This window comes from Cupriavidus sp. GW823-FHT06D04, assembly GCF_058795055.1.
This window is the reverse complement of the sequence record NZ_JBXAHL010000021.1, coordinates 81,690-108,403: the sequence shown is the minus strand read 5'-3', so window position 1 is coordinate 108,403 and position 26,714 is coordinate 81,690. Positions and strand designations below refer to the sequence as shown.

The following is a 26,714-nucleotide window of genomic DNA, read 5'->3' as shown; positions in this document are numbered from 1 at the left end:
TTGCCGAACGCCTCATATGCCGGCAAAGACCCGGACTCCCACACGATGTTGCCAACGCTCGCAGCGATGCCGCCTCCGGTACTACCGCCGGCCACGCTGGCCAGCAAGGCCCCGGGCGTAGGAGTAACATTGACCCAAGTCATAGGTGCGCTTCCAGCCACGACACCTCGGCTACAAGAAAAAGGTTGTCGAGCGGCGCTTCACGGCCTGCGCTCAGTTCGTGCCGCTCACGCCCGTGGCGGGTGGCGCGGACGGTCCAAACAGTGTGTCTGGTGCAACTGGTGCGGACCCGGCCATCGGCGCTGTAGCGTCGGGCTTCGCCGCGGGTGCTGCAGTGGCCGGTGATCCATTAGGCGCCCTCGACGTCGGCGAAGGCGACGGTGCCGCTGGAACCGGTTCCAGTGCAGGTGCAGGTGCTACAGCGGGCGGCTGCACCGGAACGGGCGGGGCGGGCGGCGTCGGCCCGGCGGGCGTCGTCATCTTCATCGGCTCGCCCGGATGCGTCGGCGCGGGCTCGGGCAGCGGCGCAACATGCGCCTTCTCCGCGGCCTTCACCGTCGCACGGTCGCGCCGCACTGGATCGACCTTCAGAAAATGGTCGACCAGATTGAAGAAGCGCTCGTAGAACACGCCGGCCGGAATTGTCTCGCTCGCAATTTTGACCATCGAGTCGCTGCCCGAGCCGATCGGCAATGACAGCGAGCCGAGCACGCTCAGGCCGACGCTGGCCGACGTGCTGGTCTTCTTCAGCGCGTAGCGGTCTTGTACCGCGTTCACATAGGCGGTGCTCGACGTGCCATCTGCGTTCGCGTCCGCGCAGACGACGTGAAAGGCGATCACGACGTGCGTGTCGTTGCTCGGTTGGAAATTCTTGCTGCCATCGATCGTATCGGGATGGGGCGAACTCGACACATAACCCTGGCTCAGCAGCGCCCGGCGCGCGGCTTCACAAGTCGCGTCGGAATTGGCCTTGAACGTGCGCGCGTATGGGCTTGTCGCTGTGTCGAACTGCTCCTGCTGATAGAGCGGCGTCGGCGCCGGCGCCGTACTCAAACTGCATGCCGACGAGACGGTGGCAATCGCGCACAAAACGGACAACTGGCGGAATCGGTGGAGCATGACGTCAATCAAAAGCGCTCGGCCGTGTGACGCGCCGCGAGGCGCGGTCGGGACGATGCCGCCGCATGTGCCGTGTAATTATCATTTGCGCCGGTCGCGTTTGTGGCGACGCAATCTCGCTTGGCCGGGCCGTCAATATAGATTCTTCTGTTGACCGGGGGTTCCGCGCGCACGCGCGGACTTCCGCGTGGTGGTCGCCACCGGAATGAGTTGGCAGAGCGGATCCGTCCGACTCTAACTTTAGGCGCGAATTCGCTGGGCCGCTCCTCGCCGGCTGCTCACTGTCTCTGGCCAACCCATTTGCGCCGCTCGAACATAACCTATCTCTGTTTATCAGTCTTTCGCAATGCATTGATGGAGTTGATCCAATACGCGCCGCAAACGCGGGAGGTCTGGCAGGAGGCGGTGCGCGAGCAAGCTATAGCCTATCGCCCAAGCGCCAACATGCCCGCGCACTTCGTTTTCTCCTACCGCGGAGTCCGTACTCCCAATCACCAGCAGGCGACTCAGCCGATCTGCAGTTCGCCCAAGCCAGGCGCCGGCATCTCGCCCTCGAGGAATGCAGCGATCTGGATGAGATTCAGCCTGGCCGCGCTGCGCAGTCGCCTGCGGATGGCAGCAGGGTTCTGCCGGAAGCAGAATCGAAAATGCCGCCGCACCAAAACCAATGCCGATCAGTGTTGCGAAGGCCCCGTTCAAGAACGCTGCATCCTCGATCCATGACCCGCGTCCGGTCAGCGGCAGTGAAGTTCATCCCTCCAGGGATTGCCGCGGCACTTGGGGGTACCGTCAGCGAAATGTTTCCTGACTTTGCTGAAATCCGCCTGGGCGGGTGGCTACCGTGCATGAATCCATGCATGACTGCTGTAAGTTCAGCGCAGGTCAGTATTAAGTTCCATGCAATTGCACATTGGCGGCGATCTTCTACGATCCATGCATTGCCGGACAGTCCGTGGTCGGCCTTCCGCGCAACAATAAGAGGCAATGCGAGGGGGGCCTGCGATGACGTCAGGCAAATCTACAGGTCAGGTCCTAGGCCAGCCTAGGAGACGCCATCCACCGCGCTCGCGGTATCGCGTACATTGCCCGGAGGCAAGTCGCGCTCTGCGACTGAGAAGCAATTTACGCCAATTCGACCAACCGCCCTCGTCTTTTGCATCCACACGCCCCTGGCGCCTGCCAAGGCACCAGTTCTCTATTCCGCCGGCCGCCAAACCAGAATTGGTTCCGTCTGGAAAGGGCCTCATCAACCGTTGGCTAAGTACCTCTATTTATTGAGCTTTCCCTATTTCATGACAACTTCAAGACAACCACTATCATTCCCGCGCAGGCGGGGACGACGGACTTTTGGCGTTGTCGTGAATTTCGGAAACGTTAATAAGCTTGGCAGGCGCTACCCTTCGCTGTGAGCCGATGGTCATTCACGTCGAAAGAAGGAGAAATCCAAATATGGCGACGATCAACCATTTCGGACCCTACTACGTCACGCCTGCCGGAGGTTTGGCTCCCGGCGCCGCGTACAACGTGGTCTGGGGCCCCAGCGATGTATTCAAGGGTTCCACGATTAATGTGACAGCTCACCCTGGTGGCAACCGCAGAGGTAGGTATGCGGCCTGGATCAGCGACATGTCGATCGAGAACGTCATTAGCGGCACAGGGGACATCAGCTTTGTGGATACAAATGCCTATGCCACGTTCGCAAACGACGGGCAGGAAACCATTGATTATGTTTCCTTGTATCTGACCGTGACAACAGCTTAGGGGATCTCCATGCGATTGACGGTGATTCATGACAGCAACGGGAACATCGTTTCCATGGTTGCTTATCCCGAAGGTTCGCCTCCGATGTACCTCGAGACAAAGCCCGGGCAGCATATGACTGAGATGGAAGCGCCAGCAAATATCAGGCTTGATCTGGATGCCAGACAGATACATGAGCGCCTGTCCGAAGTGATGCAGAACTACCGGGTGGACATGGGATCGATGAAGTGCAGCCTGACTAGAAAATCCTGAGGCTTCAGCGCCTGGGTTAGTGGGCATGCGCTGGATCGGCACGAACTGCCGCTACACCCAGGCTCGTTCATCGAAACACATTTCAACCGGCCGAAGACGGTGTCCTTTCCTTCGATCCCAACGTGGGGAGCAAAACATGGCCAAGACCGCACCTCAAATTACGCAAGAGGAAATCGATGCTTTCGCTACCAAGGTTGCGAAATGGGCGGAGACGTTGCCCGACAGTCATCGATCCCTTGCCCATGTCCTTGTGGAGCACGCACGCGAGTTGACGCCGCACACTGTCGCGTTGTCGAAGATCACCGCAGACCTCAGGACCTCCGCAAAGGCAGTGATCAATGCACTGAACCTGGCTGCTACGCCACAGGGTTGGGTGCGGATCGATCCGGTCTGGGAAAAGAAGAACAAGGTCGAATTCGGCGAGGATATCGAGATTGTGCAACGGGTGTTCATGAAAACGAAGGGCTAGGCCGCCAGGTCCATTGATTTCTGTGTGGCGAGGGGACTCTCATGCTCGATTCGATCCAGGCACGTTGCAAGATTGATCAGACGACCGAAGAGACATTTGTCGCGACGCTCATGGAGTTTGCCGCAGGTCTTTCGCTACAAGAATCCCTGATTCTCTCCGCGCTCATGCAAGAGGCCATGGATCCGTGGTCCCGCTCGCTCCTTGCGCCCCCCGATCTGACCCCCGTCGAAGCTGCCATCCTGGAAAAAGCCGTACCACCGCCACCCGAGGAACCCTGAGGCCATGCACGCCGCGCTGATTATCAAAGCGACACGCCTTTGCAATCTCCGCTGCAGCTATTGCAATGATTGGCGCGTCGGGAGGGGCCACACCATGACATTCGAGGTCATGGTAGCCATGACCGCAAAGGCGCTAGGCGATCCACTTCATGACAGCGTTGACTTCATCTGGCATGGTGGCGAACCAACGCTTCTCGGCCGAGCGTTCTTTGAGAAGGCGATTCATGCGCAGGCGCGCTTGCGGCGGCCTGGTCAGGCAATCACCAATTCGATCCAGACGAATGCCACGGTACTCGATGCCGAACTGGCGGCGTTTTGCCGGGCGAATCAAATCGCCGTGAGTGTCAGCCTGGACGGGCCTGCCCATATTCATGACGCGCAACGCGCACACATATCCGGCCGGTCCTCATTCGACGAGGTCCGGCGAGGGATTGCGCTGCTGCGCCAGCACGGCATTCCCGTCAGCGCGCTGCTTGTCGTGGACCGCCCTACTCTCAGCCTCGGCCCCGAAGTTGTGTTCGACTTCCTCGTCAATCAGGACGTCAAGAGCTTTGGTTTCCTGGCGGCAAAACCGAAGAATACGCCCGAGGCCCGGCCGGCCACGCCCGCTGACCACTATGTACGCCCAGCCGAAATGGGAAAATTCCTGAGTCGTCTTTTCGATCTCTGGGTGGCGCACAACGATCCCGGCCTGCGGATCCGGGAGTTCGACGCCATCCTCAAACGCGTGCTGGGTCGCCCGGCGGCAACCTGCGTCCTGGCGGGTGAATGCTTTGGCAGGTACTTCATGATTGAGCCCTCGGGCGACGTTGCCCATTGCGACCTGTTTCTTGGCGATCCAGCCTACACCCTCGGAAACATCGTCACCGACACCTTTTCGGAGTTTAGGTCGAGCACCGTGCTTGCCATGGCGCGCGAGCGCAATCGAACGGTCATTGAAGCCATGCGCGGTTGCCACAATTCTCCAATCTGCAACGGCTGGTGCCCGCATGAACGGTACACGGCCTTGCGACATGACCCAGACTATTCCCAAGGATGTTGCGGGCTCAGCGGACTGATCGACCATATCCGCTCGCGGGTCGCGCCGCCTGCGCAGGCGATGAGCGACCCATTGCATTGCTTCTCGGTCTGACAAGAAGCCATGCGCGTCCTTCTTGGCCCTTCCCACGAGTTGCACAGCGGGATTCATGGCGCCCTCACGGATCGGCCGGCGGAGGGAATCGAGTACATCGACGGACGCTATACGCATTTCTTCCGGTATCAGCCATCGTCGCAGCGCCCTTTTTCACCTGTGCGCGACCACAGTGAATCCGAGTGGATCCGGTTCGAGAAAGCGCAAGACGTCGATTTGATCCACAGCGCGCGCTTCCCGGTAGAGACTGCCCTGCCTTGGGTGGTCGATGCGGATTGCCTGCTGCTGCCCCTGCAGATCGGCGCCTTCTTCGCGATGGGGCTTTCTCGTGGCGCGTCGGCGCCTGAGCCGGGCACTGTCTTTCGCCGGGAAGCCGCAATGCTCGCTCGCTATGCGGATGACGGCTGCCGCCGCATCCTGCTGCGCACTGAACGCGCGAGACGTCAATTCCTTCTTCAGATCAGCGAGCACCCGGAACTCGGGGGGAATATCGCGGATGCGTTGGCAAGAAAGACTGAAGTCGTTTATCCCGCAGTCGCCGCAAGCACTCGCCCCGGACCCCGCCAGAGTCGCCCTTCCATCATGTTCATGGGCCGCACATTCGTCGACAAAGGAGGCGTGGTCGCGCTTGCCGTATTCCAACGGTTGCGCGAACACCTGGGATCGGCATTCGACGCAACCATCGTGTCGAGTTGCCCGCCGGACGTCACGGATCGCTGCAAGGCACTGCATATTGATATCCAGCCGCCCTCCGACAGGGGCAGATATCTCGAACGTCTTGCCAACGCAGACATATTTTTCTCGCCAACCCTCTTTGAAAGCTTTGGTATGGGGCTCGTTGAAGCCGCGGCGGCCAACACTGCCATTGTCACGTCCAGCGGTCCCGGAATGGAGCATATCGACGAACTGTTCGAGGACGGCCACGACGCCTTCCTGGTGTCCAACGCGCTCGCCCCGGAGGCGCGAATCCGCGCCTATGCCGATGACCTGACCACGCTGATCACCGATTGGGAAGTTCGGCATCGACTCGCGGCCAATGCACTGGCACTTGCGTCGACGGGCATTCTTTCGCTCTCGCGGCACAACCAGATCATCGAGCGCATCTATGACAACGCCGTCCACGTTCCGCTGACGCGCAATGAAGGAACGGCGCGGCCAACGGAGCGCTGCGACGATGGACGTTTGCGAATTCTCGGCTGGAGCGAGCAGACCTGCCACTGGACCCGCCAAAGACTGATCCCTCCCGGCGGGCTCCGTATCTGCCTTTAGCAGCGGCGTATTGCAGGCGATGCCACGTCGCGAAGGACGTGGCATAACGTTCTAAAGTCACTGTCGATTGCTCGAAACAATACACTTGAAACGGGGTATCTCGGACTTATAACGGCGATGGCCGGGACGTCGGCGAGGGCGCGCTGCGGCGATTCGCTGTCCCGCGCCACTGCAGCGCGAGACACCTGCGCAATGACCTACGCCCGATTGCCGTTGTCGCGCGACACGCTGATGGACGCGAATAGCTCACGGACTCGGACGTTCTATCACGAAGGGCCGAACGTCCAGGAAGGGTCGGCTACGGCGATCGCCTTCTGTTGGGTTGGACGACCGCCTATCGCCCGAAGCGGCCAACGTCTCAGAAGGGTCGATTTGAGACGATCAGCCATGCAGTGCCCTTGGCGATTGACGGTATGCGGAAATGGATACTAAATTCCATTGTAGATCAATACGTTAGACTATATTTGGCGAAAATTTCACGAATTCCGGCCGACCCGTCAGCCCGTAGTCGGCCATCTGCGCCTGGATTGCAGTGACAACAGCGATGACAGTAAAAACTGAGCGGGCGGACGCGATCCGCTGCTTCTGGCGCGCAGTGCGCTCCTGGTCTAGCTCGCGCAAACTGCGGCACTCGCCGGCTTCGCGCGTTCCTGCGCGAGCGTTACCGCCTCGGGTGGCCGCCACAGCTTCGTCGAGAAATGGGTACGCAATGCTTTCAGTTGCGGCGGCCCGCCTCGAGTTCCGTTCGCCTCGTCTGTGTTTGCGACAGTCGCTTCGCAGGCCTATGCGACGCTGCCAAAAGCAGCGAAAGAATTCTAAAATGACGGGAAATTCTGTTCCGACAACATAGGGGCTAAGCCATGTTCAAGCACGTACTGGTACCCACCGATGGTTCTGACCTTTCTGGGAAGGCCGCTGCCGCTGCGATCGAGTTTGCCAAGGCAATGGGCGCAAAGATCACGGTGTTCACTTGCATGAATGAGTACCCCTTCCTCACATCGTCCGACTCGGGCCACCAGACCCGCAAGGCATTCGAGGAGCATGCAGCGATCGAGGCAAGGGCGAGGCTCGACTTGGTCGTGACGGCCGCGCAGGCGGCTGGCCTTGCCTGCAGTACTGATACGGCGATCACGACGACGCCGTACAAGGAGATTATCGAGGCCGCCAACCGGCACGGATGCGATGTGATTTTCATGGCATCGCATGGACGTCGTGGCCTTGAGGGACTGCTGGTGGGCAGCGAAACGCAGAAGGTGCTGACGCATTGCGCGATCCCTGTGCTGGTGTACCGGTAGTGGGGATGGCCAGACCCCTGACCGGGATTCCAGCGGTAGGACCGGGGTCATCGCTGACCCCACACTCCGGAAAATGTAGGGTTCGTCAGAATCTGAAGATCCACCTAAAGCAGGCCTTCGGCGCGTGGTGCGGCCGGCTGGAAGCCGCCCGCACTTACTTCAGCGTCTTCAACCGGTTGTTCGCCGCACGCCCGCCTTCGGTACCGGGATACTTGGCCACCACCTGTTCCAGCGTTTTGCGCGCGGCCGCCTTCTGCCCGGACTCGAGCTGATTATTGGCAACCGCGATCATTGCGTCCGGCACCTTGGGATGCGTCGGGTTGGCATTGATCATTTTCTGCAGCGTCCAGGTGGACCCCTTATAGTCGCGCTGCGCGTATAGCGAGTTGCCGAGCCAGTACTGCGCCAGCGGCAAGTACGGGCTCTGCGGATACTTCTTGATAAACGACGAGAACGAATTCCCGGCGCTCTTGAAGTCGCCCGCCTGGAAATGCTTAAGCGCGGCGTCGTATTCGGGCTTCTCGCCCGGCGGCGACGTGCCTTGGCGGTCTTCGACCGAAGCCTGCTGCGGCTCGAGCTTCTTCAGGCGCGCATCCAGGTCGGCGTAGTAGTCCTTCTGCTGCTTCTGCAGCGTCCCCACCGTGTTCTGCAGCACTTCGTTCTGGCCACGTAGCCGCGCCAGTTCCTGGCGTAGGCTTTCGAGCTGGTTCTGCATGTCGAGAGTGGTGCGGCTGTTTTGCTCAATGCGCTGCGTCGCAGTCGCCTGGAAACTGTTGAACTGGTCGCGCAGGTTGATGACCGTTCTGCGCGCCTGGTCATCGTCGAACACTCCGGCATGCGCCTGCGTGGGTGGCAGCATGCCGCCGCTAGCAATGGCGGCGAGCCACAACAAGGTGGAAACGCGTACTTTCATGGATGGGTCGTCGTTGGTTGTGTCGGTTAGCCCTCGTCACATCGCCGTTGGACAGAGGGCCGAATCTGCGGGCCTATCCGACCGGGAAAAACTCCTTACTCTGCCCCGCATTGACCGCCCGCCGCAGCCAGTCGGGCATCTCGCCCTGCCCGTCCCAGCTCTGCCCCGCGGCGTTGCGGTAGCAGACCACTGGCGCTGGTGCGGGTGGCGGTGGGGGCGGCGGATCAAAGCACCCCGCCGCTTCCAGCTCCTCCATCGTCAGCCCGTAGTCGGCCATCTCCGCCTGGATCCAGCGGGTCGCCGCCGCCCGCTCAGATTTTGCTGTCATTGCTGTCGTCACTGCTGTCGCTGCCGTCATCCGGGTTGGAGGCGGCCGTAGGCGCGCGCTGATTCTCGTCTTGCTGTTGGTCCAGTTTTTTGCCTGGCGCCTCCTGTTCGGTCGGCGCCGGGCTCCCGGTCTTGCGCCGCCGCCCGCCACCACTCCCCCCCGCCCGGGCGGCGCCACCCGCAATTCTGCCAGCAGCTGGCGCGCCAGCGCCGCTTCGGCCTCGGCCCGTTCGGCCCGGCGCTGCGCCGCGCCCAACTCCGCCTGCACCGCGTCCAGGACGTGCGCCGATTTGCGCTTCGCCTGCTCGGCGGCCGCGAGCCGCTCGGTGAGCCGCTCAGTGAGCGCCGCGGCCTGGGCCTCGAGCCGGGCCCGGACTTCGGCCTGCGCCACGGCCGCGTCGCGGGCCTCGCTGCGCGCCGCCAGCAGTTCGCCGCGCAACGCTTCGGCCGTGCGCTCGCTCTGCTGGCGCGCGGTACGTCCCCCATCCGGTTCGCGCAAGCTCCGCCGCTCGCTGGCTTCAGCCCGCTCTTGGGCAATGGTCACCTGCTCGCGGGCGCGCTCGAGCTCGGTCGAGAATTGGGTGCGCAGTTCCGCCAGTTGCCGCCCGGCGGCGTCCAGTTCCGCCCGCCCCGCTTCCAGCCGGGCCTGGGTCGCCGCGTGCGCCTCGCGCGCCTCCGCCAGCTGCGCCGAGATGGCGGCCACCTCCTCGCGCGCGTCCGTGGTCTCGGTCCGCGCGGCGTCGCGCTCGGCCTCGGCGGCGCTGGCCGCCGCGCGTGCCTCGGCGCGTAGCGTGGCCAGCTCACCGGTGGCGGCCTCGTTGGCCGCCTGCCAGACGGTCTGGACCGCCCCGGCCGCGATGTCCTTCAACGCATCCGGCAAGTCGGGATGGTCGATGGTGACGCGCGTGCGCCCGCGCAGCTCCTGCCAGAACGCCTGCAGCACCTCGGCGGGCGTGCCCATGCTGCCCTTGCGTACCAGGCTATAGAGCTTGTTCGCGGTGGGCGTAACGCCATAGCGGAAGAACAGCAGGCCGCAGACCTCGCGGTACAGCGCGCGGGTTTCGGGGAAACGGCTGCGCAGCTCGGCAATGCCATTGGCCATCGCGGCATGCAGCGCGGCGTCGGTCAGATCCAGGTCGGCAGCGGGCAAAATATCGCGCTTGCAACCGCGCCGACGCCCGTTGTCTCCGGTTCGCGACCGGAGGCAACCTGCCATCGCCACACCAGTCGGCCGAACTCCAGGGCGATCAGGATACTTGTGAATATTCCGATCGCAAACGCCAGTCCACCGGCCCAGCCAGCACCATAAAGTGACGGCCGCCCGCCGCTGGAAATATTTGTCGGCCCTGCAGGCAGGGTCTCCCGCTGCGCCCACCCGCAATGTGGGCAGGTCACGACTGATTCCAGGATGACGTCACGCATCGCACTATCCTCGCTGAAGATCAGACAGATCGCCCGCGCTTCCCGTCCACGCGGCTCAGTGCACCGACGCGTCCGTGAGACGCCGGCGAATCAGCCAGTCAACCGAGAGCGCCCCGGCTCCCCGCGCCAGCAGTACCAGCAGCATCGCCGCCCACTGGATATGCGTGGGCCATGCCTGCGGATAGACGAACAGCTGGATCACCGTGATCATGCCAAGCAGTATCAGCGCCATGGGGCGGGTTGCCAGGCCGAGCACCAGCAGCACTGGCGCCGTCAGCTCAACGGATACCGCCAGGTAGGCGGCCAGTTCGGGCGGCAGCAGCGGCAGCCGGTATTCCTCCCGGAACAGCTCCACCGCCGTCGCCCAGTTCGCCAGCTTGGCCATGGCCGAATTCCAGAAGACGGTGGCGACCGCGAACCGCAACGGAATGGCCAGGGCTGTGTACGGCATGCGATCGAGCCAATCCACGACGCGCTGTGCGCGCGCGGCAAGCGTGAAGGGGGTGTGGGGGGAAGGCGTGGCGCGTGTCATGGCGAGAGATCCGGAATGGGTAAGTCAGAGGCCTGGGCCCGGCCGAAGCCGGTAAAGCTGCCGGCCGACAACAGCGTGGCCAGCCACGCGTGCGCGTCCGCCGGCGACGTCGGGCCCAATGCAGCGTGCAGCGGATGCCCGGCCAGCAAGGCCGCGGTGAATTGCCATTGCCACGCGCTGAGCCGGTCGACGTCGATGGCGTCCGATGTGCGGCGCACCAGCAGCCAGACCGGGCCCACCGCGGGGTCGATGCGCGCCAGGGCATGGTCGTCGCGGTTCAGCACCGCGCGCCAGATGGCATCGACGGGGAACGCGGCATGCACCACGCGCACCGCAGGATGCGGCAAGAAACGTATATCGCCGGCTGCGGATACGTCTGATTCCGCCAGGCGGCGTAGATCGAGCGGCGTGGCGTCCGGCGCGTGCAAGACTGCACTCACGGCCCACTCCAGCCGGGCGACGTCAGGCAGGTAGCCAATTGCGGCCGCCTCAGGCAGACGCGCCAGGAATTCCGCGAACGCCTCGCCGTACGCATCCAGCCACGCGCTCTGCGGGGCAGACTGCCCGATGAACAGCCGGGCCGCGCCTTCGAAGAACTCGGGGCCTACCAGGGCCTGGACGGCCGGATATGACAGGCGCAGCGCGCCTACGAGCGTGGCGGTGGCGGTGTTTCGGTAGATACCCAGCCGCGCCTGCGGCGCCAGCCCGTCCGCGATCACGTGCGCCGAGGCCCCACCGGCGGCAGGATTCCCCAGTTCCTGGGCGAACGCGCGCTGCAGCTCAAGCAATGAGGGCGGATCGGATTGCATGCTGCTGTCTCTCCAGTGCCGCCTGAGCGATACGCGCTTCCCCCATCAGCACATCGAGAGGCGGCACGTCCGTATCCCATTCGATCAGCGTCGGCACCGCGCCGAACCGCCCAAGCGCCGCCTCGTAGAGCGCCCACACCGCCGGTGCCACGCGCGAGCCGTGATCGTCGATGCGCAGGACCTGCCCCTGCCCGAGTTGCCGCACGCTGTGGCCGGCCAGATGGATTTCGCCGATGGCGGCCGGCGCAAGCGCGTGCAGGTATGTCATGGCGTCCCATCCGTGATTGCAGGCGCTGACATAGATATTGTTGACGTCACACAGGATGCCGCACCCGGTGCGCCGCGCCACTTCGGACAGGAATTCCCACTCGGGAATGGTTGAGTGGCGATACTGGAGATAGGTAGACGGGTTTTCGACCAGGATGCGGCGCCGCAGTGCGCCCTGGACCTGGTCGACATGCGAGCAAACCACGGCCAGCGCCTCCTCGGTCATCGGCAAGGGCAGCAGGTCGGCAAGATACGTGCCGCAGGTGATGCTCCAGGACAGATGCTCCGACACCAGCCCGGGTTCGACCCGTTCAACCACCTCGCGCACCCGCGCCAGATGCGCCAGGTCCAGCCCGTCTGCACTGCCCAGCGACAGGCCAACGCCGTGCAGCGATAGGACGTAGTCACGGCGAATGGCGTCCAGGCAGCCCGGCGCGCGGCCGCCGCCCATGTAGTTTTCCGTATGCACCTCGAACCACGAAACGGCCGGGTGTTCCTCCACCACTGCCTGATGGTGCCGGAAGCGTAGTCCGATCCCGGCGCGCGGCGGGATCGGGCCCAGCCCGCGTGGGTAGGCGACAGCCGCGGCAGCCATGGTTCGCTCCTGCCTCATGAGACCTTCAGCTTGCCGCCCTGGATCTTGCTGCAATCGCCGGCGGGCAGCAACACGAAGGATTTGCCATCGCGTGCCTGCGTGGCTTGTCCCGCGCAGGAATGCGCACCTTCCGCGCAGTCGTTCTTTGCCACGGCATTGATGCCATAGCACTTCTCCAGCTTGCTCTTTTCCATCCTCGCCATGTTGTCCTTCACGACCTGCGGCATCGCGCTCATGTCCTTCGTGGCTTGCGCTTGCACTTGCGCTTGCGCTTGCGCTTGCGCGGGCGCGGCGACCATGGCAAGCGCCAGCCCAAGGGCGGACGACAAGGTGGATTCGGCCAATACGTGCTTGTTCATCTTGCTTTCTCCTGACGGTTGCGGCCCGGATCCGGAGCCGTGTCAGGAGATTCGGCCCCACGCGACCAAAGGTTACGCATCCCCGGAAAAACTAATTGCGCGACAGGCGGCTCTCCATGAAGCAGAATTTAGGCATGTCTTCCCAAGCTGACCGCTCACAACGCCCAGGCCACCATGCCGGCGGCAAGCCGGGCCTCGTGGACGCCACGCACGATGCGGCTGGTCCTAGCCCCTTGTCCGAGCCGGCGTGCCGCCCGGACGGCAAGCCGGACTGGTCGGCCATGATGGCCCGCGCACAGGCAGGCGACCGCGCGGCGTACCGGCGCCCTGCTCGAAGGCATCACCCCGTACATCCGGGCGCTGGCCGTACGGCAGGTCCACAACCACGGGGACATCGAGGACACCGTGCAGGATGTGCTGCTCACGATTCACGCCGTGCGCCACACCTACGACCCGGCACGTCCGTTCGGTCCGTGGCTGGTGGCCATCGCCCGCCGGCGCATTATCGACAGCCTGCGCCGGCGGGCACGCACCAGTGCGCGCGAAACACCGCTCGACACGGAACCGGAAACCATTTCCGACCCCGGCGCGAACCTCCAGGAAATGGCACTGGACGCGCGGGCGGTGCGCGACACGGTGGACTGTCTGCCTGCCGGACAGCGCGAGGCGCTGCGCATGCTGAAACTGGAGGAAATGTCATTGAAAGAGGCTGCTGTCGCCAGCGGCATGTCTGTCGTCGCGCTGAAAGTGGCCACCCATCGCGCCTTGAAGACGCTGCGCAAACTGTTCGAATCCCAAGGTAGCAAGCCGTGAGAGAGACCCCTGACCTGATCGAGTCGCTGGTGGCTGACGCCAAGCCGGTTCGCCGCTTGCACCGGCCCTTGGTGCGGGTGGTGTGCTGGCTGTTGCTGGCTGCCCTGTTGCTAGTGCTAGTCATGCTCGTGAATGGCGTGCGGCCAGACCTTGCGCTGAAGTTGCAACAGCCGGTGTTCGTCACCAGCGTTGCAGCCGCCATCGGGACCGGCATCCTGGCCGCGGCGGCCGCGTTCATCGCCAGCGTGCCGGGTCGCTCGCGCCGGTGGCTGTGGATGCCGCTACCATCCCTGGCCGTCTGGATGGGCACAATCGGTTACGGCTGTCTGACGAACTGGGTGGAGATCGGGCCGGAAGGCATGTCGCCCGGCGAGACCGCGCGCTGCTTCGCAACGCTGGTGGTGGTCAGCACGCCGCTGGCCATTGCTTTGACGGCCATGCTGCGCTATGTGGCACGCCTCTCGCCTGCGCCGGTGGCGATGTGTGCGGGCCTTGCCGTTGCCGCGATCGCGGCAACGAGCCTGCTACTCATTCATCCGCTGGATGCTAGCGCGATGGTCTTGTTGTGGAATCTGGGTGTCGCGCTGCTGTTCGTCGGTGCCGGCAGTCTATTTGGACATCGACCGTTCGCTCGAATGGCACAACACTGAAGCTACCCGACGGCAACTCTCAACATGAGGCCTGTGTGACAAGCACTTGGCCACCACGCCCACCAGGAGGGCATGCCAGTAGAGCCGATGGAAGCGGAAGGCACGTCACAGTATTCATCACCCATTGTCTACGGTCCTCAACTGCGTCGGATAGGCCGAGAACTTACCGGCCAGCACGGCAGCACGAAGGACGGTTGTACGTTGGAAGCCGCCCTTGACTCGGACCGACGGCCGAAGTGGGTCGCAATAAGACGAGCAGTAGACAACGGCGAGATCTTGCCGTTCATTGCACCGTTCGCTAGCATCGCCATTCCATAGTTTCATTATCATGAAAGTAACGGATTGGCACTACCCGACGGGCTTCTGCCATGCTCTGCAAGATATTTTATTAGGGTTTACACTCACCCTCGTCTTCTCCCTTTCACCGAAGGGATTTCAGCCCGCCCTTGCAGCGGGCTTTTCTTCTTTGTTCGCTTGGTTTAGGTCTTCGCCTTAACACCGGCACGTGGTGGCGTCTGGACCGCCGCAGGGCGATCTGCTGGATTGCCTGTAGGGAAGCTAACCGGAAAGAAGCCACGGGACGAAGCAAGCGCAAAATCCTGCGACCGCTTCCGGAAGCGGACAGCCGCCAGCGCCACACCAGCAGAGAGTGGACGGCCGGCCGCATCGAGATTCGCCGTACTCAGGATTCCCGACAACGAGCACGCGGTCGCGTGTCAGCCTCTGCAGCCCAGACTGGGCTCCTTCTGGAGACGATCGTGCATCGTCTCGCAGCGAATCAAGATCATTGTCGCGGGTTCCTCATCCGCATCGGCTACGTCCGCCTCTGCGGCGCTGCGCAGATATACTTGCCGGGAGGCAATGGCGACGACCACAATGATGGCGCCGACGCAGAAGACCCGGTCCATGAATTGAAGGTGTCGCGCCATGGAAATTGCCGAATAGCAGGAGTAATTTGGTGGCGAGACTACACCAGGATGTCGCCGCGTGATGCTACGCCGTTGCAGGATTGACAGCGCCTCCATTTCGCCATAGCGAGGCGCGGCCGCCGCCTGGGACACCACACCGGGCCTGATAAGATGCCAAAGACGATTGCGCCCCTACCGCGTGGCCATTACTGGGCCACGCCGCACGCGCCCTTTTCGCTGGACGGTCCGAACGGCCATGCCGAAGTCTTTCCTGGCGCCCACTGCGTCAGCGACGGCAAATGGGTTGCCTTCTATAAGCACGGTGAAGAGGTTTGGGCGTGCAATGCCATGTATGCCGCGGCCCATTTCGACTTTGCTCCTGCCTTCAGCGTCCACGCGCCGACGGAGGACTGAGCGCCTGGCTGTGACCGCAGCCGGCTAGCCCTCTCACTCAACATAACACCCAGCGCACAGCAAAGTGCTGATCGGGTATGCTTGGCTTGGCCTCACTTGAGGGCACCTGTCAAGAGCAACTCTGAACCTTTATGTATGAGCCGACTCGCCACGCGCTGGACGGACCGCCAAACGCATTCCCATCGCTTTGAGAATCGCCGATAGGTTGCTCAGTACGGGATTTCCAGTTGGGGACAGCGTGCGATAGAGCTGAGTCGGATTCAGGTGAGCCTGCTCAGCCACAGCTTGGACACCGCCGAACGCCTTGGTCAACTGGCGAAGCGTGATCATCAGTTCGGCTTGATCGCCATCCTCGAGAATGGCGTTGAGTGTCTCTAGGGCAAACGCCGGATCCTCGCGGAACATTTCGGCCATCGCGTCATCGTGGTGTCGGTCTTTCATTAGTTAGCCCTCCGTTGCCAGTCTTGCCAATACGCGCAAGCACGGTCAATGTCAGCGCTCTGCGTGCGCTGTCTGGCGCGGGCAAGAGGGCTACAGACTTTCCTGGTCGACAAATCGGCCTAGCGTACGTAGTGCTGGCAGCAGCACTTCATCCGCATAAGGGCAGCCGGTAAGGCCCGGATCGGTCTGGCCCGACTTCCTCGCTTCATCCGGCGCGTGGGACTCTTCGGCGAGAAGGCGTGCAAGCAGCGCCTCGTAGCCAGCCTTCCACGCTTGCGCGCCTGGAAATACCACGCGCAACTCCTTGAGAATATCCATCCCGGAAAAGTCCAGGTCGCCCCAGAAATAAACGGGGCGCGTGACGTCGGTCCCATGCAGCCATGCAAGAATGCGAATCCCCAACGCCGCATTCCGCTCAAACACGCCAGGCGCAAAATAAACTGAACTGCCAACCGGCTGGCGCAGGCGCCTCGCGCTCGCTTTGTATCCTGATGCATATATCAGGACAAAGCCTTCGGCGGCGCTCAGCCTGCCTGCCGCCATCGCTTCGAACGTTGCGGCGTTTTCCACAAACAGGATCGGGGCGGCAGGATCGGCTGTACGCACAGCTACCAGCAGTTGCACTGGCTTGTCTGGAAAGGGGCAGACTTCCATGTCAAGCAACAGAGCAATGGCCTCCTGGTGGCCGTTGAGAACCTTAGACAACCCCCAGAACTGCCGGCCTGCTACCTCATGGAGCATGAGGTTCTCGCTGGCAAGGGCCGGGATGCCCGCGAGACGCTCCAGCACCTGTTCCGGTGAACGCTGCAGGATGAGGATCGGGCGGGACAGAAGCCGCTCGCACAGCGTCGCGTTGCTGAAGCGCGCGAGCACAGCCTGCCGCCACTGAGCCATCCAGGCGACCACGGCACTGGGCTGGCGTCCCGTCTCGTCGCGAAGAAACGCTTCCGCTTGCGCGGCAATGACGAGCTTCGGTGAGCGCTCCCAGATATCAAGATCCCGCTGGCCGCGACGCTGGTCCAACACCAGCGCGAATCCGGGCTGCGTCTGCAGCGCTTCCAGGGCGCCCCACACGAACATACGTTCGCCATGGAGGGCGATCGAGAAAAACTCCGGCCACGTCCCGGCACTCAAAGGGAAGCTGATATCGCGGCGTCTCTCGACAAACGGCTTTGCCTCGATACGGTCCACCAGCGCATTCAGCAACGCGGTGAGGGCGGTCGGCCGGTGCTCCGGAATGCAATCGCCGCTCATGTCCCCATGTCCGAGACCAATTGCTTGCGTGCTTCTTGCAAGTCGAACTGCCCCGCCGCTTCACGCCGCACCGCCTCCCGGCGTTCAGTCCAGAGGGCATGTAGCCGGTCGGCCTTCAACAAAGAGCTGTCCACCTCGGTAATCTTATCGAGTTCGCCTGCCAGACCCTCCACCTTCATCAGGGAAAAACGATGCTCGAAACTGAACAACTCGAGCAGAGGGCCGGACGCGCGGGATGGCATGGCAACCACCAGTTGCAGGCCAAGGTTCTCATTGAGATAGCGCATCACGGCAGCGGTGCGGCCCTCGTCCATCTTGTCGAAGGCCTCGTCGATCATCATGAGCTTCAGGCTCGGCGTCTTCTCGAACTGGCGAAATGCCTGGGCCAGCACCGCGGCCCGTACCAGATAGGCTGGCGTCATTAGCTCGCCTCCCGAGAACGTCGCCATTCTTGCCAAGGACGCCTCGCGTCCATCCTCCGAGTACTTGCGGATGTCATATTGGCGATAGTTGCGGTAATCCGCTATGTCCTTCAGTCGCCGCAACGCGTGGTCGCGGTTGGTGTCGAGCAATAGCAGCTTGATGTCATCCAGCGCCATGACGCTGTCGGCGGACAGCACGCCTTCGGCGGCCGAGAACAAGTCCACCGGCGTTTGTGTCTCGGCCAGCCGGTTCAGTTCCTGGAACAGGTCGAAGTATTTTTTGTACTCTTTGACCATCTGCCCGTATTCGATCTCGAAACGGTCTTCGCCGAATGCCAGGCGCTTGAGCTTCTCATTGAGCCGCTTGAGCGGGTCGATGCCCTGCTCCACCGCGGTGCGTACGGCCAGCGCGAAATGCGTACTGAAGGTATTGTTGAAACTCTTCTCGGCGCCCCCCAACTCGCTGGTGTTGTTGAGGATGCGCACTTGGTCGAGCCGTTCTAACATGGCCGAGATTTGCCGCCGGGCAGCGGGTATGCCGCCATAGGCTTGCCACTCATACTCCCCCTGCGTTGAGTGGCAAGGCTGAAAGTCAACCCGCTCATCGAACGAGGAAGACAAGAGATTATGTACCTCCAGTTTCCGCTCGAATGCCTCGCGCTCCTGACGGTAGAGACCGGCTTGCTGGCGCCGCCGTCCATCGAAGGACGCTGAAGTCTGCTCCGTGGCCGCTTGCCGGGCGCGCTGGTCAAGCCGTACCGGATCGAAGTGCGGATTGAGTCGGATCAGCTCAGCCACGCGGGCGTTTACCTGTCTCACGGCGTCCCGGCACTCCACAAGCTTAGCTTCGGCGTCAGCGATGTTCCCTTCGAAGCCACGCGCCTGCCCCGCCGCTTCGCCCGCTAAGCGTGACGCGCCATTGGATAGGCGGTGGTGGCCGTCCAAGAGCTGCTCCGCACGCGCCACGCGGCGCTCCAGGACGATGAGGTCGGAGTCATCCAGGCTGGCGAGCTGCGCCGCGAGACTACTCAGCCCGCGCTGCGTTTCACCCAGCTCGTCCAGCATCGGCGCAACAGGCACAAACTTCAGGCAGAGCAGACGCGCGCCCCAGGCGGCCAACTCTGCGCCGCTTGCGCGATGTGCGTCCCTTTCCCGCGTCTTTTCGTCGATTTGCCGGGCAAGCCTCACCACGCGCTTGCGCCGCGCCTCTGCACCGAAGGCAAGTTCGCCGTCCTCCACCCATGACGAAAACATCTTGAATCCGCCGCTGGCCATGCCGTCCACGGTCAGTGCCTGTGGCGCGCCTCGCAGTGCCTGCGCATCCGCTACCTTGACATAACGGCCGTAGCTTGCGACCAGATAGGCGCGCGCGGTCTCATCGGCGATCACCAGCTCCTGCAACACGGCATCGGGCGACAGCGCCTGGTTTTCCGCCCGCCGTTTGGCCAGTTCCCCCTGCACCACGGAAGCCTCCCGCCCTTGCCTAGCAGCCGGCAGCTCGTGTCGCAGCGCCCGGATGGCGCTCGCCTCATACTGCGCGGCCACCAGGATCACGAAGCGGTTGCCGCCCAAGAGCCCTTCGATGGCATTCTGCCAGCGCGAGCCCTCCCGCGGCTGGACAAGGTTGCAAAGCACCCTGGGATGGGCGCCCGGCATCTTGGCTTCGAGATATCGGACCGCGGTCTCCACATGCGCCGGCAAGTCAAAGTGGCCATCTTCCAGCCCTTGCCGGCGCCGCTTCAGGTCATCGATTTCCCCTTGCAGGGCGGCAGCGCGATCCGACTCCCGCGCCTGCTGCTGTACCACTGCCCCATACAGCCCGTCGGCGCCCTGCAGCCGCTGCGCAATGGGAGCCAGGGCGGCATCCAGTCTGGCGAACCGGTCGCGCCGCAAGCTCGCTGGGTCGATCTGCGCGCCTGTCAGCATCGCCGCGAGTTCACGCGCGGCGGCCTGGCCGTCGGCGACATCGATTGCCGCGGCATCGACGACCAGACGCTCTACATGGGGCGCGTAAGCGCAGGTGTGCGCTGCTGGCTGTTTAGCCAAGGCAGCCAATTCATCCAGCACGCCTCGCAAGCCCGTCAGGGCGGCCAGGACGTCCAGCGCGATTCGGGTTCGGCTTTCAGTGGCCACGGCCATCTCGCGGCCGAGGCGCTCACGCTCTTGCGCCACCGGATTACCATTGAGCCGCCCCTTGGCAGTGCCGTGCAATTCCGTGGCGCGCTTTAGCGCCTGCGCGTGTCGGTCGGCAAGCGCCTGCTGCTTTTCGACTTCGGCCAGGGCGAGGCGCCGGCAGGCCTCCAGTCTTTGGATCTCCTCCTCAACATCCTGCTGTCGGCGCAGCGCTTCGCCCAGTTCGGCCTCCATGGCTTCTTCGAACGCGATAAGGAACCCATCCGCGTGTGCCTTCAGCACTGCCAGCCGCTCCCGGCACGCCAGCAATTCGGTAGCGATCTTGCGCAGACGTTGCACGTTCTGCATGAGCGACGCGATATGCCCGATCTGATCGGAGAAATCAGGCTCGGCCAGCACCTGCTCCCGGATCAGCTCGTCCACCGAGCCGACGGTTTTTCGGGCAATGGACTGGACAAAAGCCCGCGCCGCCCCTTCCGCCTCGCGCGGCCCGACCAGCGTCTTGCCGCCGCCGCGAAACTCGGCATAGAGCTTGCACAGATAGTCTTCGATGCTGTTCTCGAACGGCAGGACGCGCGGATAGCGCTGGCGCAGCCGATGGTAGATATCCTCGACTTTTACCGCCGTAATCGAATTGCCCTTGCGCGATTCGATGAAATCCGCCTCCATCACGCGGCTGCCCGGCAGCACAAAGTAGAGCTTGCGTGCCACATCGACGCTGCGGCCTTGCTCGCGTGTACCGGACACGGCGGCTTCCACGGCCACCACGGCGCTGAATGGCTCGGCGGACTCCCCGTCATCGGGTGCGAAGACGGCGACGACATAGGTGTGCGACCCATACGGCCGGACGCAGAGGTTGTCGCGCATGCCTACCGCGTAGGACGCGAGCGTCCGCCTCACCTTGCCGCCCGCGCGCGAGGCGCCGCTCTCGTCCTGCGCCGAGTTGAAAACGTTGATGTGCTGCTTGCCGCCGGTCATGACCAGCTGGATTGCGTCCTGGAAAGAGGACTTCCCCACCCCGGTCGAACCCGACAGCAAGGTGGTGTGGCCAAAGGGGTATTCCCGGGACACCACGAAGCCCCAGTTGACCAGGATGAGCTTCTCAAGCTTCATCGTCAGGCTCCGGCGACGTGACGGCCGACACGGGCGTCGGTGTTTCGGCCAGCAGGGCATCAATGGCGGAATCCGCCACGAACTGCAGGATCGTCCCACGAATGGCGACCAGAGCGTCAGCATCTTCCACCTCGGAATCCGCCCGGTAGTCGATCAGGCGGGCACGCTTCAGGTCGGCGAAGAGCTTCTCCCGCGCAGTCTTGGCCGGCAGTGAGCGGCGCACCTGCGCAGTCAGCGTGGCATTCAGGTATTCCACGGTGACGAGCGCTTCGTTGCGCTCGTTGATCGAGCCTTGCCGCAGGCTTTCGTTGTACAGCAAGCGAAGCACCAGGCAGCATGCCACGAAATCGGCGGAGAGCTTCGCCCGCACGGCGTCCACCGCTATAGCATCGTCCTCGGCGGGCAGTCCGGGCACGCGCGCCCCCGGCGGGTAAAGCCGAAAATAACTCTGATGCCGCTCGTGCAGCAGCCGGAACCCGCCCACGTCGAAGTACGCATTGAGCAGGCCCTCGATACGCACGGCGTCGTCGTAGAGTTGACGCTCGATGGCGCTGTCCTCCCGGTGCAGGATGGACAGCCCGAACAGGCGGCCGAGAATCTGCCGGAACGCCTCCGGCCTGACGCCTCCCGCCTTCAGTTCCGCTTCCACCAGTTGCCCAATCGTAATTTCATCCATGGCCGACATGGCGCCTCCTGATTGCATAGTCGGTACCTGACATGATGGCATTGTCCAGCGGCTCGGCGTCTAGCCGCTCCACGTCCAGTCCCTCTTGGTCCCGTGCTGCCTCGACTGCCCGCAACAACGATAACGCCTGGATGGCATCGTCGACCGGCAACTCGGACAGGCGCAGCGCGCCCGTGCCACGCATGGAACCGAGCAAGTAATCCACGACCTCTTGATGCGACAGGGAGAAGGCCCGCTCCTCCGCTTGCCGTACGAATTGACGCAAACGCTCCTCCCGCGTGATCTCCGGAACGATGCTCACGGCCTGTGCCCGGTTACGCTCGGCGGCCTTTCTCGGCTGCACAGCGGCGGGATCATACAGCGCCACGCTTACCGGTGCGAGCGCCGCTCCCTGCCGCTCCAGCCACGCGCGCTGATCCCGCTCCGGGATATCCCCCAGGCGGCGGATCAGGGTGGACAATGCCGCCCCGCTGCCCGATGCCCCCATGAACAGACTCTGCGACAACAAGACCACATGGCGGCGCACATAGCTTTCCATAGCCCGGAACAATTCCGGCTGCTTCGTTCGGCAGGCCGCGGTCACCATCTCGTCGATCCGATCAAGCATCCATCTCAAGATAGCCCCCTCCGGCGCGGCCTGCGCGGCCCATGCCGCGTGGTTGGCCAGCTCATCGTCAATGGCCTGCATCTCGACCGCGGTCAACTCGTTAAGACGTTCGATCAGCGCCCCGATGTCTAGCCGGTGGCGCTCGGCATTGTCATAGACCAGGCGGGGCGAGAACTCATCACGAAAACGTCGCTCTACGAATTCGATGAACCCATCCCAATTGCCCTGCACATGTGCATCAAGCAGTATTTTGCGAGCCAGGTCGTAGAAGAGCTCGATATCTTCGGAGAGGTCGGCAATGACCCGATCGGCATACTCGTAGGCGTCGAGCAGGTCCTCCACATCGCGGCGCTCGATGAAGGCACTCAGTGCATTTTTGCAGGAGCGCATGTTGCGCTGACGGGTCCGTTCGCGTGGGCGGTCGGCCAGCGTCAGCGCCTGTGCGAAGATCTTGCCGGCTCGGGTGAAGCGGTAGGCGGTAACCAGCCGGACGCGATCCTCGGCGGTTTCGAGCCAGCCGTCCGCGACAAGGAGGCGCACGATGGCACTTGCCAGCTTCTGGTCGTCGGCCAGCTCACCGGCGGCGAATCCGTCTTCGCCGTCTTCACCGGTAGGGTCGGCCGGCAGCGTGGCGGACTGCATGGTCTGGACAAAGAGGTCACGCAAGTCCTCGCGCCCAAGGATGGAACGGTAGTCGGCATGAGAACCATAAAGCCGCGCATAGAATGCGCGGATGCAGGCAGCGATCAGCCCTCGCCTCTTCAGCGTCAACGGACGAAAGAACTGCGGATACCCCGAATCCACCATGGCGGCTGATGTCCCTCTTAATACTCTGGCATTGCACGTGCGTACCATCGACGCAGCGAACAAAATCGTACGATACCACCCCGCACTGCACTGCCCCGCCGCGCGACCTGCTTCAGGGATTCCATTACGCCTGGCGCCGGCGCACCCTGTGCGGGCTGCGCCCTGGGGACCCGGTAGTTGCCTTATAAGCCGGAATCGGTACGGCATTTGGACTTGGCCCAAATACGATGGGGGGCGGGACGTCACCGGGACCCGCTCGGCGGCATCGAGCCACCCGCCAGCACCACGGCCTGCGTCTGCGGCCGGGCCGTCACCCATCTATCTTCCCGTCGCATGGCGCTCGCCCCTGGCATGGCACCACCGACGGGCGCAAACCTCAGGCCGTCATCCCATAGCCCAACGCGCGAATATGTGTCCGGAACTTTTCTTCGTCCTCGAGCCGCACTACCACATGCTTATCACCGGTGCGCAGACACAGATGGGCGGTCTCCTTGCGCGTGGCCAGCATGGCTGCCATTTGCGCGTCATTGCAATCAATCAGCAGCGTGGTCCCCGCGACTTTCAGCGCCTTGCCCTGCTTGCCAGCCCGCTTGATGAAGGATTCCACCGTGTCTGGCAGCGGCTGGTGGTCCCGGCCCTGCAGGAATTCGCGAAGTTCGGCGATGTCATGCCCCCTCTCGACTGCTACGATGGCCTTCTGAAGGTCGAGCCGCCAGAGTCTGTCCGCCTCTTCGGTCGCCCACACGCCCAGAACCAGCGATTCTTCTGCCGACAGACGGCCCGCGATAACCTTGACCTGCATGCCGGGCATGACAGACAGCCTTACGCTAGACTGGACCGGCGCCGGCGTGTAGTGGCCGCTGGCGCCAAGGCAATAGGCACCCAACGAGGTCACGCGAAAATAGGCCAGGCCATCGTAGCGACTGAGGAACTGGAGTTCATCCGTTCCCCATATATCGTGAAAATTAGGCCGAGCCCCCGCCGGTTCGGTGTATGCGATATCAATGATGCCAAGTGGCGCCGCATACTCAAACAGGAAGCAGAGCATATAGCGCAACTGCAGAATGTCCCAGTCATGGTAGCCGCTGTGCCCCAGGCTGCCGTAATCCGGCTCGCAGATGTAAAGACTCCAAGGGTCGCGGGCCACGTCGAAAGTACGCCCAGTTGCCACCATGAAGCGAGAAAGCGCGTCGATGCTGATCCACTCGCCGGCCGGACAACGCTGCAGCATCTCGGCGATCGCCGCGCGGCGCGGCGCCGCTGCAGTCATCGCACCGCCCTTGGCCTTTTGCCCTTTGATGACATCGATGCGGCTAAATTCATCAAGCAGCCTCGCCTTCAGCCATTTCCGCCAGATTGTGCCAAGCACGTCAGCCGTTGGGGTCGTCAGGGCTGTCAGTCCGGCCTTGCTTAGCACCAGCTTGCTGCCGTTACGTCGCACAAGCCCGGCTGCCTGAAGCAGCATCGGCCAAGAAAGTGCCTTGATTGGCCCAATCTCCTGATCGGTGGGACCCGGCGCGTGCTCGGCGTAGTAGTCGCTACCGGAAAGTTGCCCGCACAACAATTGCAACGTTGCCGTGCCCGGCAGCGATGTCTTCTCGCTGACCTTAAGCTTTCCCTGATCCACCAGACGCAGTAACAGCGGTAGATCCGCCAGGGCATCGCGCTCACACAGCCGCACCGTCAACGGGCTTTCACCGAACATTCCGGGAAGAGTATCGACCGTGTCCAGCCGGACAGGCTCGGGCGCGGGCACGAATGCCATGAGCCGCTCCTTCAAATCGGTGGGCACGCAGTGCAATCCGTTCTGGTAGTACAGAAACAGGCACAACGCCGTGGGCGGCCCATACTGGTGGTATCGGCGCCGCTCGTCCCGGACCGAAAAGTTCGGCAAACGCCCGTACTTTGCTCGAAACTGCATGGCATTGAAGCAGCCGTCGCCCGCATACGTGGCCTCTGCCACCGCCAGACGTTGAGTTTCGTCTAGCCCTTCCCACAGCGCGTTCAGCCTGTCGCCGGCAAGGTTCCGTAGGATCTCTTCAACCAGCCCACCCTTCTTGCCGATGGGTGAGGCATCTGGAAGCCAGCGCATCAGCGATTTCAGATTGTCTACCGTGAGATTGTTCAGCGCTTCAGTGAGGGAAATTATGGGCATAGGCAATCAGGGCAATTCTTCAGGCCGCTTCCGGCCTAGTGGCAAAGGCCTGGAATTCAGCAAACGTAATGATAGTCCGCACAATTTGGAATCGCGCTTCTGCAGCGGATTGGTCCTCGCATTCATCCCCACCTTCGCCCGCCGTAGTTAGACGTGAAAGCGGGCCAAACTGGCCCCACCACTGGGGATTCAGGCGAAGGATGTGGCCGGCTGCGCATGGGCTTGGGATGCTCAGAAGCTGTAGCCTTGGTCGCACCAGTAGTGCCAGTCGGAGACCTCGTGCTCTGGTTGGCACGAAGCGGGACAAGTTGGGCAAGGGGAACGACGAGATCACGCTGGTAGTGCTGCGCTCGAACAAAAATGGCAAAGCGGCACAATTGGTCATGAGCGAGTCCGGTGACGCAGACTTGCTCACTGACGCGTAGCGGAGAAGCGGCCAAGGTTTGACGTACCCGCGCTTCGAATGGAAAGCTCAGGGTTTCTTCAAGATGGCAGTACCACGCCATCGCGCATTCTTCTTCGGTGTATGCGTCGACAACGATCTCCATCGAGATGCGCTGTTCGCGTTTACTGTCAATTCTGCGCTTTGCCATGTGCGTGGTGGTCAGACGTCGAAGTAAGGCGTAGCAAGGCCATTCTTATGTTCCCACCCCCCAGTCGGGAGCATGCCAAGACAAAGGGAGCCGCTATCACAGGAAGTTCGGGGCCTCAGACCGATCCGCTGTTGAAGCGGGGGATAACCCCAAGCATCACTATCCGACCCGGTAAAACTCCACGCTCTGCCCCGCATTGACCGCCCGCCGCAGCCAGTCGGGCATCTCGCCCTGCCCGTCCCAACTCTGCCCCGCGGCGTTGCGGTACCCGATCGTCGCCGCCTTGCCACGACGTCTGGAGGCCGAGCATCGGTCGCGGCGGAATGCCAAGATGAGGCCGGGGATTCAGATTGCCAGACTGTACTGCGTTAGGATCAACACCGTTTGCGTCAGGCCTTGCGCCGAAAGGGTAGTCAAATACTCCGAAGGAGACTTCGGTGGATTCTTTAGAGATCCACGGTGTTCCGCCACTGCCGCCAGGACCTTCCCTGCATTCAGATCAAAGAGGTCCACGACGAAATCGTCCGGGTGGATCGCCTCGACGTTGAACTCCTTGAGTGCGGTTTCCGGGAAGTCCTTCATATTGAACGTGATGATTGCCTCCGAGCCGCTATGAATTGCGGCCGCAACCACATGTCGATCATCAGGATCAGGCAACTCAATGGACTCAATAAGGTGCTCATAGCCGCTAACCAGCGAATCGCGAACACTTCGGTTCATCAGTTCGCGCGTGCCTGCAAGGCGATCCGCGGAAAGCTCCGGCCGCCGCGCAAGGAGGTTGCGAATCCACTCGTCATGAATTTGATTCGTCCACTTTGCACGGTGCAGGTCGGTCAGCGCGAGCCGCATCAGCAGATCGCGCAGCGGAGCAGGATAGAGAACGCAGGCATCGTAGACTACAGCGAAGTTGGAAGTCATGC

Annotated in this window: 27 protein-coding genes and 2 pseudogenes; 10 read left to right on the top strand and 19 right to left on the bottom strand. The window is 62.7% G+C overall.

What is annotated here, in order from left to right:
- Positions 1-213: 213 nt before the first annotated feature.
- The gene (locus tag AC1Q7H_RS23985) at positions 214-1,119 is read right to left on the bottom strand and encodes a DUF2242 domain-containing protein (protein WP_153955566.1); all 906 of its coding nucleotides are present in this window, start codon (positions 1,117-1,119) and stop codon (positions 214-216) included.
- A 354-nt stretch (positions 1,120-1,473) separates the two neighbouring features.
- Here AC1Q7H_RS23985 and AC1Q7H_RS23980 point away from each other — a divergent pair, with 354 nt between their 5' ends.
- The 8 genes from AC1Q7H_RS23980 (at position 1,474) to AC1Q7H_RS23945 (ending at position 7,575) form a co-directional block, all read left to right on the top strand.
- On the top strand, positions 1,474-1,842 hold the full coding sequence (locus tag AC1Q7H_RS23980; protein WP_153955508.1) for a hypothetical protein: 369 nt from the start codon (positions 1,474-1,476) through the stop codon (positions 1,840-1,842).
- 726 nt (positions 1,843-2,568) lie between these two features.
- Entirely contained in the window at positions 2,569-2,880 is a 312-nt protein-coding gene (locus tag AC1Q7H_RS23975; protein WP_153955509.1) for a hypothetical protein, read from the top strand.
- A gap of 9 nt (positions 2,881-2,889) precedes the next feature.
- Positions 2,890-3,132, top strand: a complete 243-nt coding sequence (locus tag AC1Q7H_RS23970) for a hypothetical protein (RefSeq protein ID WP_153955510.1) — start codon at positions 2,890-2,892, stop codon at positions 3,130-3,132.
- 136 nt (positions 3,133-3,268) lie between these two features.
- A complete protein-coding gene (locus AC1Q7H_RS23965) occupies positions 3,269-3,601 on the top strand; it encodes a hypothetical protein (protein WP_153955511.1) in 333 nt (110 codons plus the stop codon).
- 41 nt (positions 3,602-3,642) lie between these two features.
- A complete protein-coding gene (locus AC1Q7H_RS23960) occupies positions 3,643-3,879 on the top strand; it encodes a hypothetical protein (RefSeq protein ID WP_153955512.1) in 237 nt (78 codons plus the stop codon).
- A 4-nt stretch (positions 3,880-3,883) separates the two neighbouring features.
- The gene (locus AC1Q7H_RS23955) at positions 3,884-5,011 is read left to right on the top strand and encodes a radical SAM protein (protein WP_492381817.1); all 1,128 of its coding nucleotides are present in this window, start codon (positions 3,884-3,886) and stop codon (positions 5,009-5,011) included.
- Between the two features lie 9 nt (positions 5,012-5,020).
- On the top strand, positions 5,021-6,280 hold the full coding sequence (locus AC1Q7H_RS23950) for a glycosyltransferase (protein WP_153955514.1): 1,260 nt from the start codon (positions 5,021-5,023) through the stop codon (positions 6,278-6,280).
- A gap of 860 nt (positions 6,281-7,140) precedes the next feature.
- A complete protein-coding gene (locus AC1Q7H_RS23945) occupies positions 7,141-7,575 on the top strand; it encodes a universal stress protein (RefSeq protein WP_153955515.1) in 435 nt (144 codons plus the stop codon).
- Positions 7,576-7,729: 154 nt separating this feature from the next.
- Here AC1Q7H_RS23945 and ybgF read toward each other — a convergent pair whose 3' ends face one another.
- The 8 genes and pseudogenes from ybgF to bufA1 form a co-directional block, all read right to left on the bottom strand.
- Positions 7,730-8,488: a tol-pal system protein YbgF gene (gene ybgF, locus AC1Q7H_RS23940; RefSeq protein ID WP_153955516.1), complete on the bottom strand. Its 759-nt coding sequence runs from the start codon at positions 8,486-8,488 to the stop codon at positions 7,730-7,732.
- Positions 8,489-8,561: 73 nt separating this feature from the next.
- Positions 8,562-8,744, bottom strand: a complete 183-nt coding sequence (locus AC1Q7H_RS23935) for an H-NS family nucleoid-associated regulatory protein (protein WP_492381820.1) — start codon at positions 8,742-8,744, stop codon at positions 8,562-8,564.
- A gap of 55 nt (positions 8,745-8,799) precedes the next feature.
- Positions 8,800-9,965 (bottom strand): annotated as a pseudogene (locus tag AC1Q7H_RS23930) (DNA-binding protein).
- Positions 9,941-10,237 (bottom strand): hypothetical protein, encoded by a 297-nt coding sequence (locus tag AC1Q7H_RS23925; RefSeq protein WP_228772578.1) that lies wholly within the window; start codon positions 10,235-10,237, stop codon positions 9,941-9,943. Before AC1Q7H_RS23925 ends, AC1Q7H_RS23930 begins: the two are co-directional and overlap by 25 nt.
- 55 nt (positions 10,238-10,292) lie before the next feature.
- Positions 10,293-10,769, bottom strand: coding sequence for a DoxX family protein (locus AC1Q7H_RS23920; RefSeq protein ID WP_153955518.1), 477 nt, complete (start codon positions 10,767-10,769; stop codon positions 10,293-10,295).
- Positions 10,766-11,578, bottom strand: a complete 813-nt coding sequence (locus AC1Q7H_RS23915; RefSeq protein ID WP_153955519.1) for an HvfC/BufC N-terminal domain-containing protein — start codon at positions 11,576-11,578, stop codon at positions 10,766-10,768. Before AC1Q7H_RS23915 ends, AC1Q7H_RS23920 begins: the two co-directional genes overlap by 4 nt.
- Positions 11,550-12,440 (bottom strand): MNIO family bufferin maturase, encoded by an 891-nt coding sequence (gene bufB / locus AC1Q7H_RS23910; protein WP_492381816.1) that lies wholly within the window; start codon positions 12,438-12,440, stop codon positions 11,550-11,552. Before bufB ends, AC1Q7H_RS23915 begins: the two co-directional genes overlap by 29 nt.
- A gap of 14 nt (positions 12,441-12,454) precedes the next feature.
- Positions 12,455-12,799, bottom strand: coding sequence for a BufA1 family periplasmic bufferin-type metallophore (gene bufA1, locus AC1Q7H_RS23905; protein ID WP_153955521.1), 345 nt, complete (start codon positions 12,797-12,799; stop codon positions 12,455-12,457).
- 327 nt (positions 12,800-13,126) lie between these two features.
- On the opposite strand from bufA1, the gene AC1Q7H_RS23900 reads away from it, so the two are divergent.
- Together AC1Q7H_RS23900 and AC1Q7H_RS23895 are read left to right on the top strand one after the other, a co-directional pair.
- Positions 13,127-13,612: a sigma-70 family RNA polymerase sigma factor gene (locus AC1Q7H_RS23900; protein WP_338084264.1), complete on the top strand. Its 486-nt coding sequence runs from the start codon at positions 13,127-13,129 to the stop codon at positions 13,610-13,612.
- The gene (locus AC1Q7H_RS23895) at positions 13,609-14,262 is read left to right on the top strand and encodes an NrsF family protein (RefSeq protein WP_492381815.1); all 654 of its coding nucleotides are present in this window, start codon (positions 13,609-13,611) and stop codon (positions 14,260-14,262) included. The genes AC1Q7H_RS23900 and AC1Q7H_RS23895 overlap by 4 nt, the downstream gene beginning before the upstream one ends.
- Positions 14,263-14,978: 716 nt before the next feature.
- Here AC1Q7H_RS23895 and AC1Q7H_RS23890 read toward each other — a convergent pair.
- The 10 genes and pseudogenes from AC1Q7H_RS23890 to AC1Q7H_RS23845 form a co-directional block, all read right to left on the bottom strand.
- On the bottom strand, positions 14,979-15,191 hold the full coding sequence (locus AC1Q7H_RS23890) for a hypothetical protein (RefSeq protein ID WP_228772579.1): 213 nt from the start codon (positions 15,189-15,191) through the stop codon (positions 14,979-14,981).
- Between the two features lie 522 nt (positions 15,192-15,713).
- Positions 15,714-16,025 carry a helix-turn-helix domain-containing transcriptional regulator gene (locus AC1Q7H_RS23885; RefSeq protein ID WP_153955523.1) on the bottom strand — a complete coding sequence of 104 codons (312 nt, stop codon included), beginning with the start codon at positions 16,023-16,025 and terminating at the stop codon, positions 15,714-15,716.
- 90 nt (positions 16,026-16,115) lie between these two features.
- Positions 16,116-17,279 (bottom strand): Wadjet anti-phage system protein JetD domain-containing protein, encoded by a 1,164-nt coding sequence (locus AC1Q7H_RS23880; protein WP_492381814.1) that lies wholly within the window; start codon positions 17,277-17,279, stop codon positions 16,116-16,118.
- Positions 17,276-20,947: an ATP-binding protein gene (locus tag AC1Q7H_RS23875; protein WP_492381813.1), complete on the bottom strand. Its 3,672-nt coding sequence runs from the start codon at positions 20,945-20,947 to the stop codon at positions 17,276-17,278. Before AC1Q7H_RS23875 ends, AC1Q7H_RS23880 begins: the two co-directional genes overlap by 4 nt.
- A complete protein-coding gene (locus tag AC1Q7H_RS23870) occupies positions 20,937-21,632 on the bottom strand; it encodes a DUF4194 domain-containing protein (protein WP_492381812.1) in 696 nt (231 codons plus the stop codon). The genes AC1Q7H_RS23875 and AC1Q7H_RS23870 overlap by 11 nt, the downstream gene beginning before the upstream one ends.
- Positions 21,616-23,046, bottom strand: a complete 1,431-nt coding sequence (locus AC1Q7H_RS23865; protein WP_492381811.1) for a Wadjet anti-phage system protein JetA family protein — start codon at positions 23,044-23,046, stop codon at positions 21,616-21,618. The genes AC1Q7H_RS23870 and AC1Q7H_RS23865 overlap by 17 nt, the downstream gene beginning before the upstream one ends.
- A gap of 376 nt (positions 23,047-23,422) precedes the next feature.
- On the bottom strand, positions 23,423-25,201 hold the full coding sequence (locus tag AC1Q7H_RS23860; protein WP_492381810.1) for a hypothetical protein: 1,779 nt from the start codon (positions 25,199-25,201) through the stop codon (positions 23,423-23,425).
- Between the two features lie 122 nt (positions 25,202-25,323).
- Positions 25,324-25,707, bottom strand: coding sequence for a calcium-binding protein (locus AC1Q7H_RS23855; protein ID WP_228772589.1), 384 nt, complete (start codon positions 25,705-25,707; stop codon positions 25,324-25,326).
- A 246-nt stretch (positions 25,708-25,953) separates the two neighbouring features.
- Positions 25,954-26,061 (bottom strand): annotated as a pseudogene (locus tag AC1Q7H_RS23850) (H-NS family nucleoid-associated regulatory protein); the annotation flags it as partial.
- 78 nt (positions 26,062-26,139) lie between these two features.
- The gene (locus tag AC1Q7H_RS23845; RefSeq protein WP_153955528.1) at positions 26,140-26,712 is read right to left on the bottom strand and encodes a PIN domain-containing protein; all 573 of its coding nucleotides are present in this window, start codon (positions 26,710-26,712) and stop codon (positions 26,140-26,142) included.
- Between the last annotated feature and the right edge of the window lie 2 nt (positions 26,713-26,714).

Excerpts from the sequence above, each read along its gene's own strand:
- AC1Q7H_RS23985 (WP_153955566.1), bottom strand. The coding sequence starts at position 1,119 with ATGCTCCACCGATTCCGCCAGTTGTCCGTTTTGTGCGCGATTGCCACC.
- AC1Q7H_RS23980 (WP_153955508.1), top strand. The coding sequence starts at position 1,474 with ATGGAGTTGATCCAATACGCGCCGCAAACGCGGGAGGTCTGGCAGGAG.
- AC1Q7H_RS23975 (WP_153955509.1), top strand. The coding sequence starts at position 2,569 with ATGGCGACGATCAACCATTTCGGACCCTACTACGTCACGCCTGCCGGA.
- AC1Q7H_RS23970 (WP_153955510.1), top strand. The coding sequence starts at position 2,890 with ATGCGATTGACGGTGATTCATGACAGCAACGGGAACATCGTTTCCATG.
- AC1Q7H_RS23965 (WP_153955511.1), top strand. The coding sequence starts at position 3,269 with ATGGCCAAGACCGCACCTCAAATTACGCAAGAGGAAATCGATGCTTTC.
- AC1Q7H_RS23960 (WP_153955512.1), top strand. The coding sequence starts at position 3,643 with ATGCTCGATTCGATCCAGGCACGTTGCAAGATTGATCAGACGACCGAA.
- AC1Q7H_RS23955 (WP_492381817.1), top strand. The coding sequence starts at position 3,884 with ATGCACGCCGCGCTGATTATCAAAGCGACACGCCTTTGCAATCTCCGC.
- AC1Q7H_RS23950 (WP_153955514.1), top strand. The coding sequence starts at position 5,021 with ATGCGCGTCCTTCTTGGCCCTTCCCACGAGTTGCACAGCGGGATTCAT.
- AC1Q7H_RS23945 (WP_153955515.1), top strand. The coding sequence starts at position 7,141 with ATGTTCAAGCACGTACTGGTACCCACCGATGGTTCTGACCTTTCTGGG.
- ybgF (WP_153955516.1), bottom strand. The coding sequence starts at position 8,488 with ATGAAAGTACGCGTTTCCACCTTGTTGTGGCTCGCCGCCATTGCTAGC.
- AC1Q7H_RS23935 (WP_492381820.1), bottom strand. The coding sequence starts at position 8,744 with ATGGAGGAGCTGGAAGCGGCGGGGTGCTTTGATCCGCCGCCCCCACCG.
- AC1Q7H_RS23925 (WP_228772578.1), bottom strand. The coding sequence starts at position 10,237 with ATGCGTGACGTCATCCTGGAATCAGTCGTGACCTGCCCACATTGCGGG.
- AC1Q7H_RS23920 (WP_153955518.1), bottom strand. The coding sequence starts at position 10,769 with ATGACACGCGCCACGCCTTCCCCCCACACCCCCTTCACGCTTGCCGCG.
- AC1Q7H_RS23915 (WP_153955519.1), bottom strand. The coding sequence starts at position 11,578 with ATGCAATCCGATCCGCCCTCATTGCTTGAGCTGCAGCGCGCGTTCGCC.
- bufB (WP_492381816.1), bottom strand. The coding sequence starts at position 12,440 with ATGGCTGCCGCGGCTGTCGCCTACCCACGCGGGCTGGGCCCGATCCCG.
- bufA1 (WP_153955521.1), bottom strand. The coding sequence starts at position 12,799 with ATGAACAAGCACGTATTGGCCGAATCCACCTTGTCGTCCGCCCTTGGG.
- AC1Q7H_RS23890 (WP_228772579.1), bottom strand. The coding sequence starts at position 15,191 with ATGGCGCGACACCTTCAATTCATGGACCGGGTCTTCTGCGTCGGCGCC.
- AC1Q7H_RS23885 (WP_153955523.1), bottom strand. The coding sequence starts at position 16,025 with ATGAAAGACCGACACCACGATGACGCGATGGCCGAAATGTTCCGCGAG.
- AC1Q7H_RS23880 (WP_492381814.1), bottom strand. The coding sequence starts at position 17,279 with ATGAGCGGCGATTGCATTCCGGAGCACCGGCCGACCGCCCTCACCGCG.
- AC1Q7H_RS23875 (WP_492381813.1), bottom strand. The coding sequence starts at position 20,947 with ATGAAGCTTGAGAAGCTCATCCTGGTCAACTGGGGCTTCGTGGTGTCC.
- AC1Q7H_RS23870 (WP_492381812.1), bottom strand. The coding sequence starts at position 21,632 with ATGTCGGCCATGGATGAAATTACGATTGGGCAACTGGTGGAAGCGGAA.
- AC1Q7H_RS23865 (WP_492381811.1), bottom strand. The coding sequence starts at position 23,046 with ATGGTGGATTCGGGGTATCCGCAGTTCTTTCGTCCGTTGACGCTGAAG.
- AC1Q7H_RS23860 (WP_492381810.1), bottom strand. The coding sequence starts at position 25,201 with ATGCCCATAATTTCCCTCACTGAAGCGCTGAACAATCTCACGGTAGAC.
- AC1Q7H_RS23855 (WP_228772589.1), bottom strand. The coding sequence starts at position 25,707 with ATGGCGTGGTACTGCCATCTTGAAGAAACCCTGAGCTTTCCATTCGAA.
- AC1Q7H_RS23845 (WP_153955528.1), bottom strand. The coding sequence starts at position 26,712 with ATGACTTCCAACTTCGCTGTAGTCTACGATGCCTGCGTTCTCTATCCT.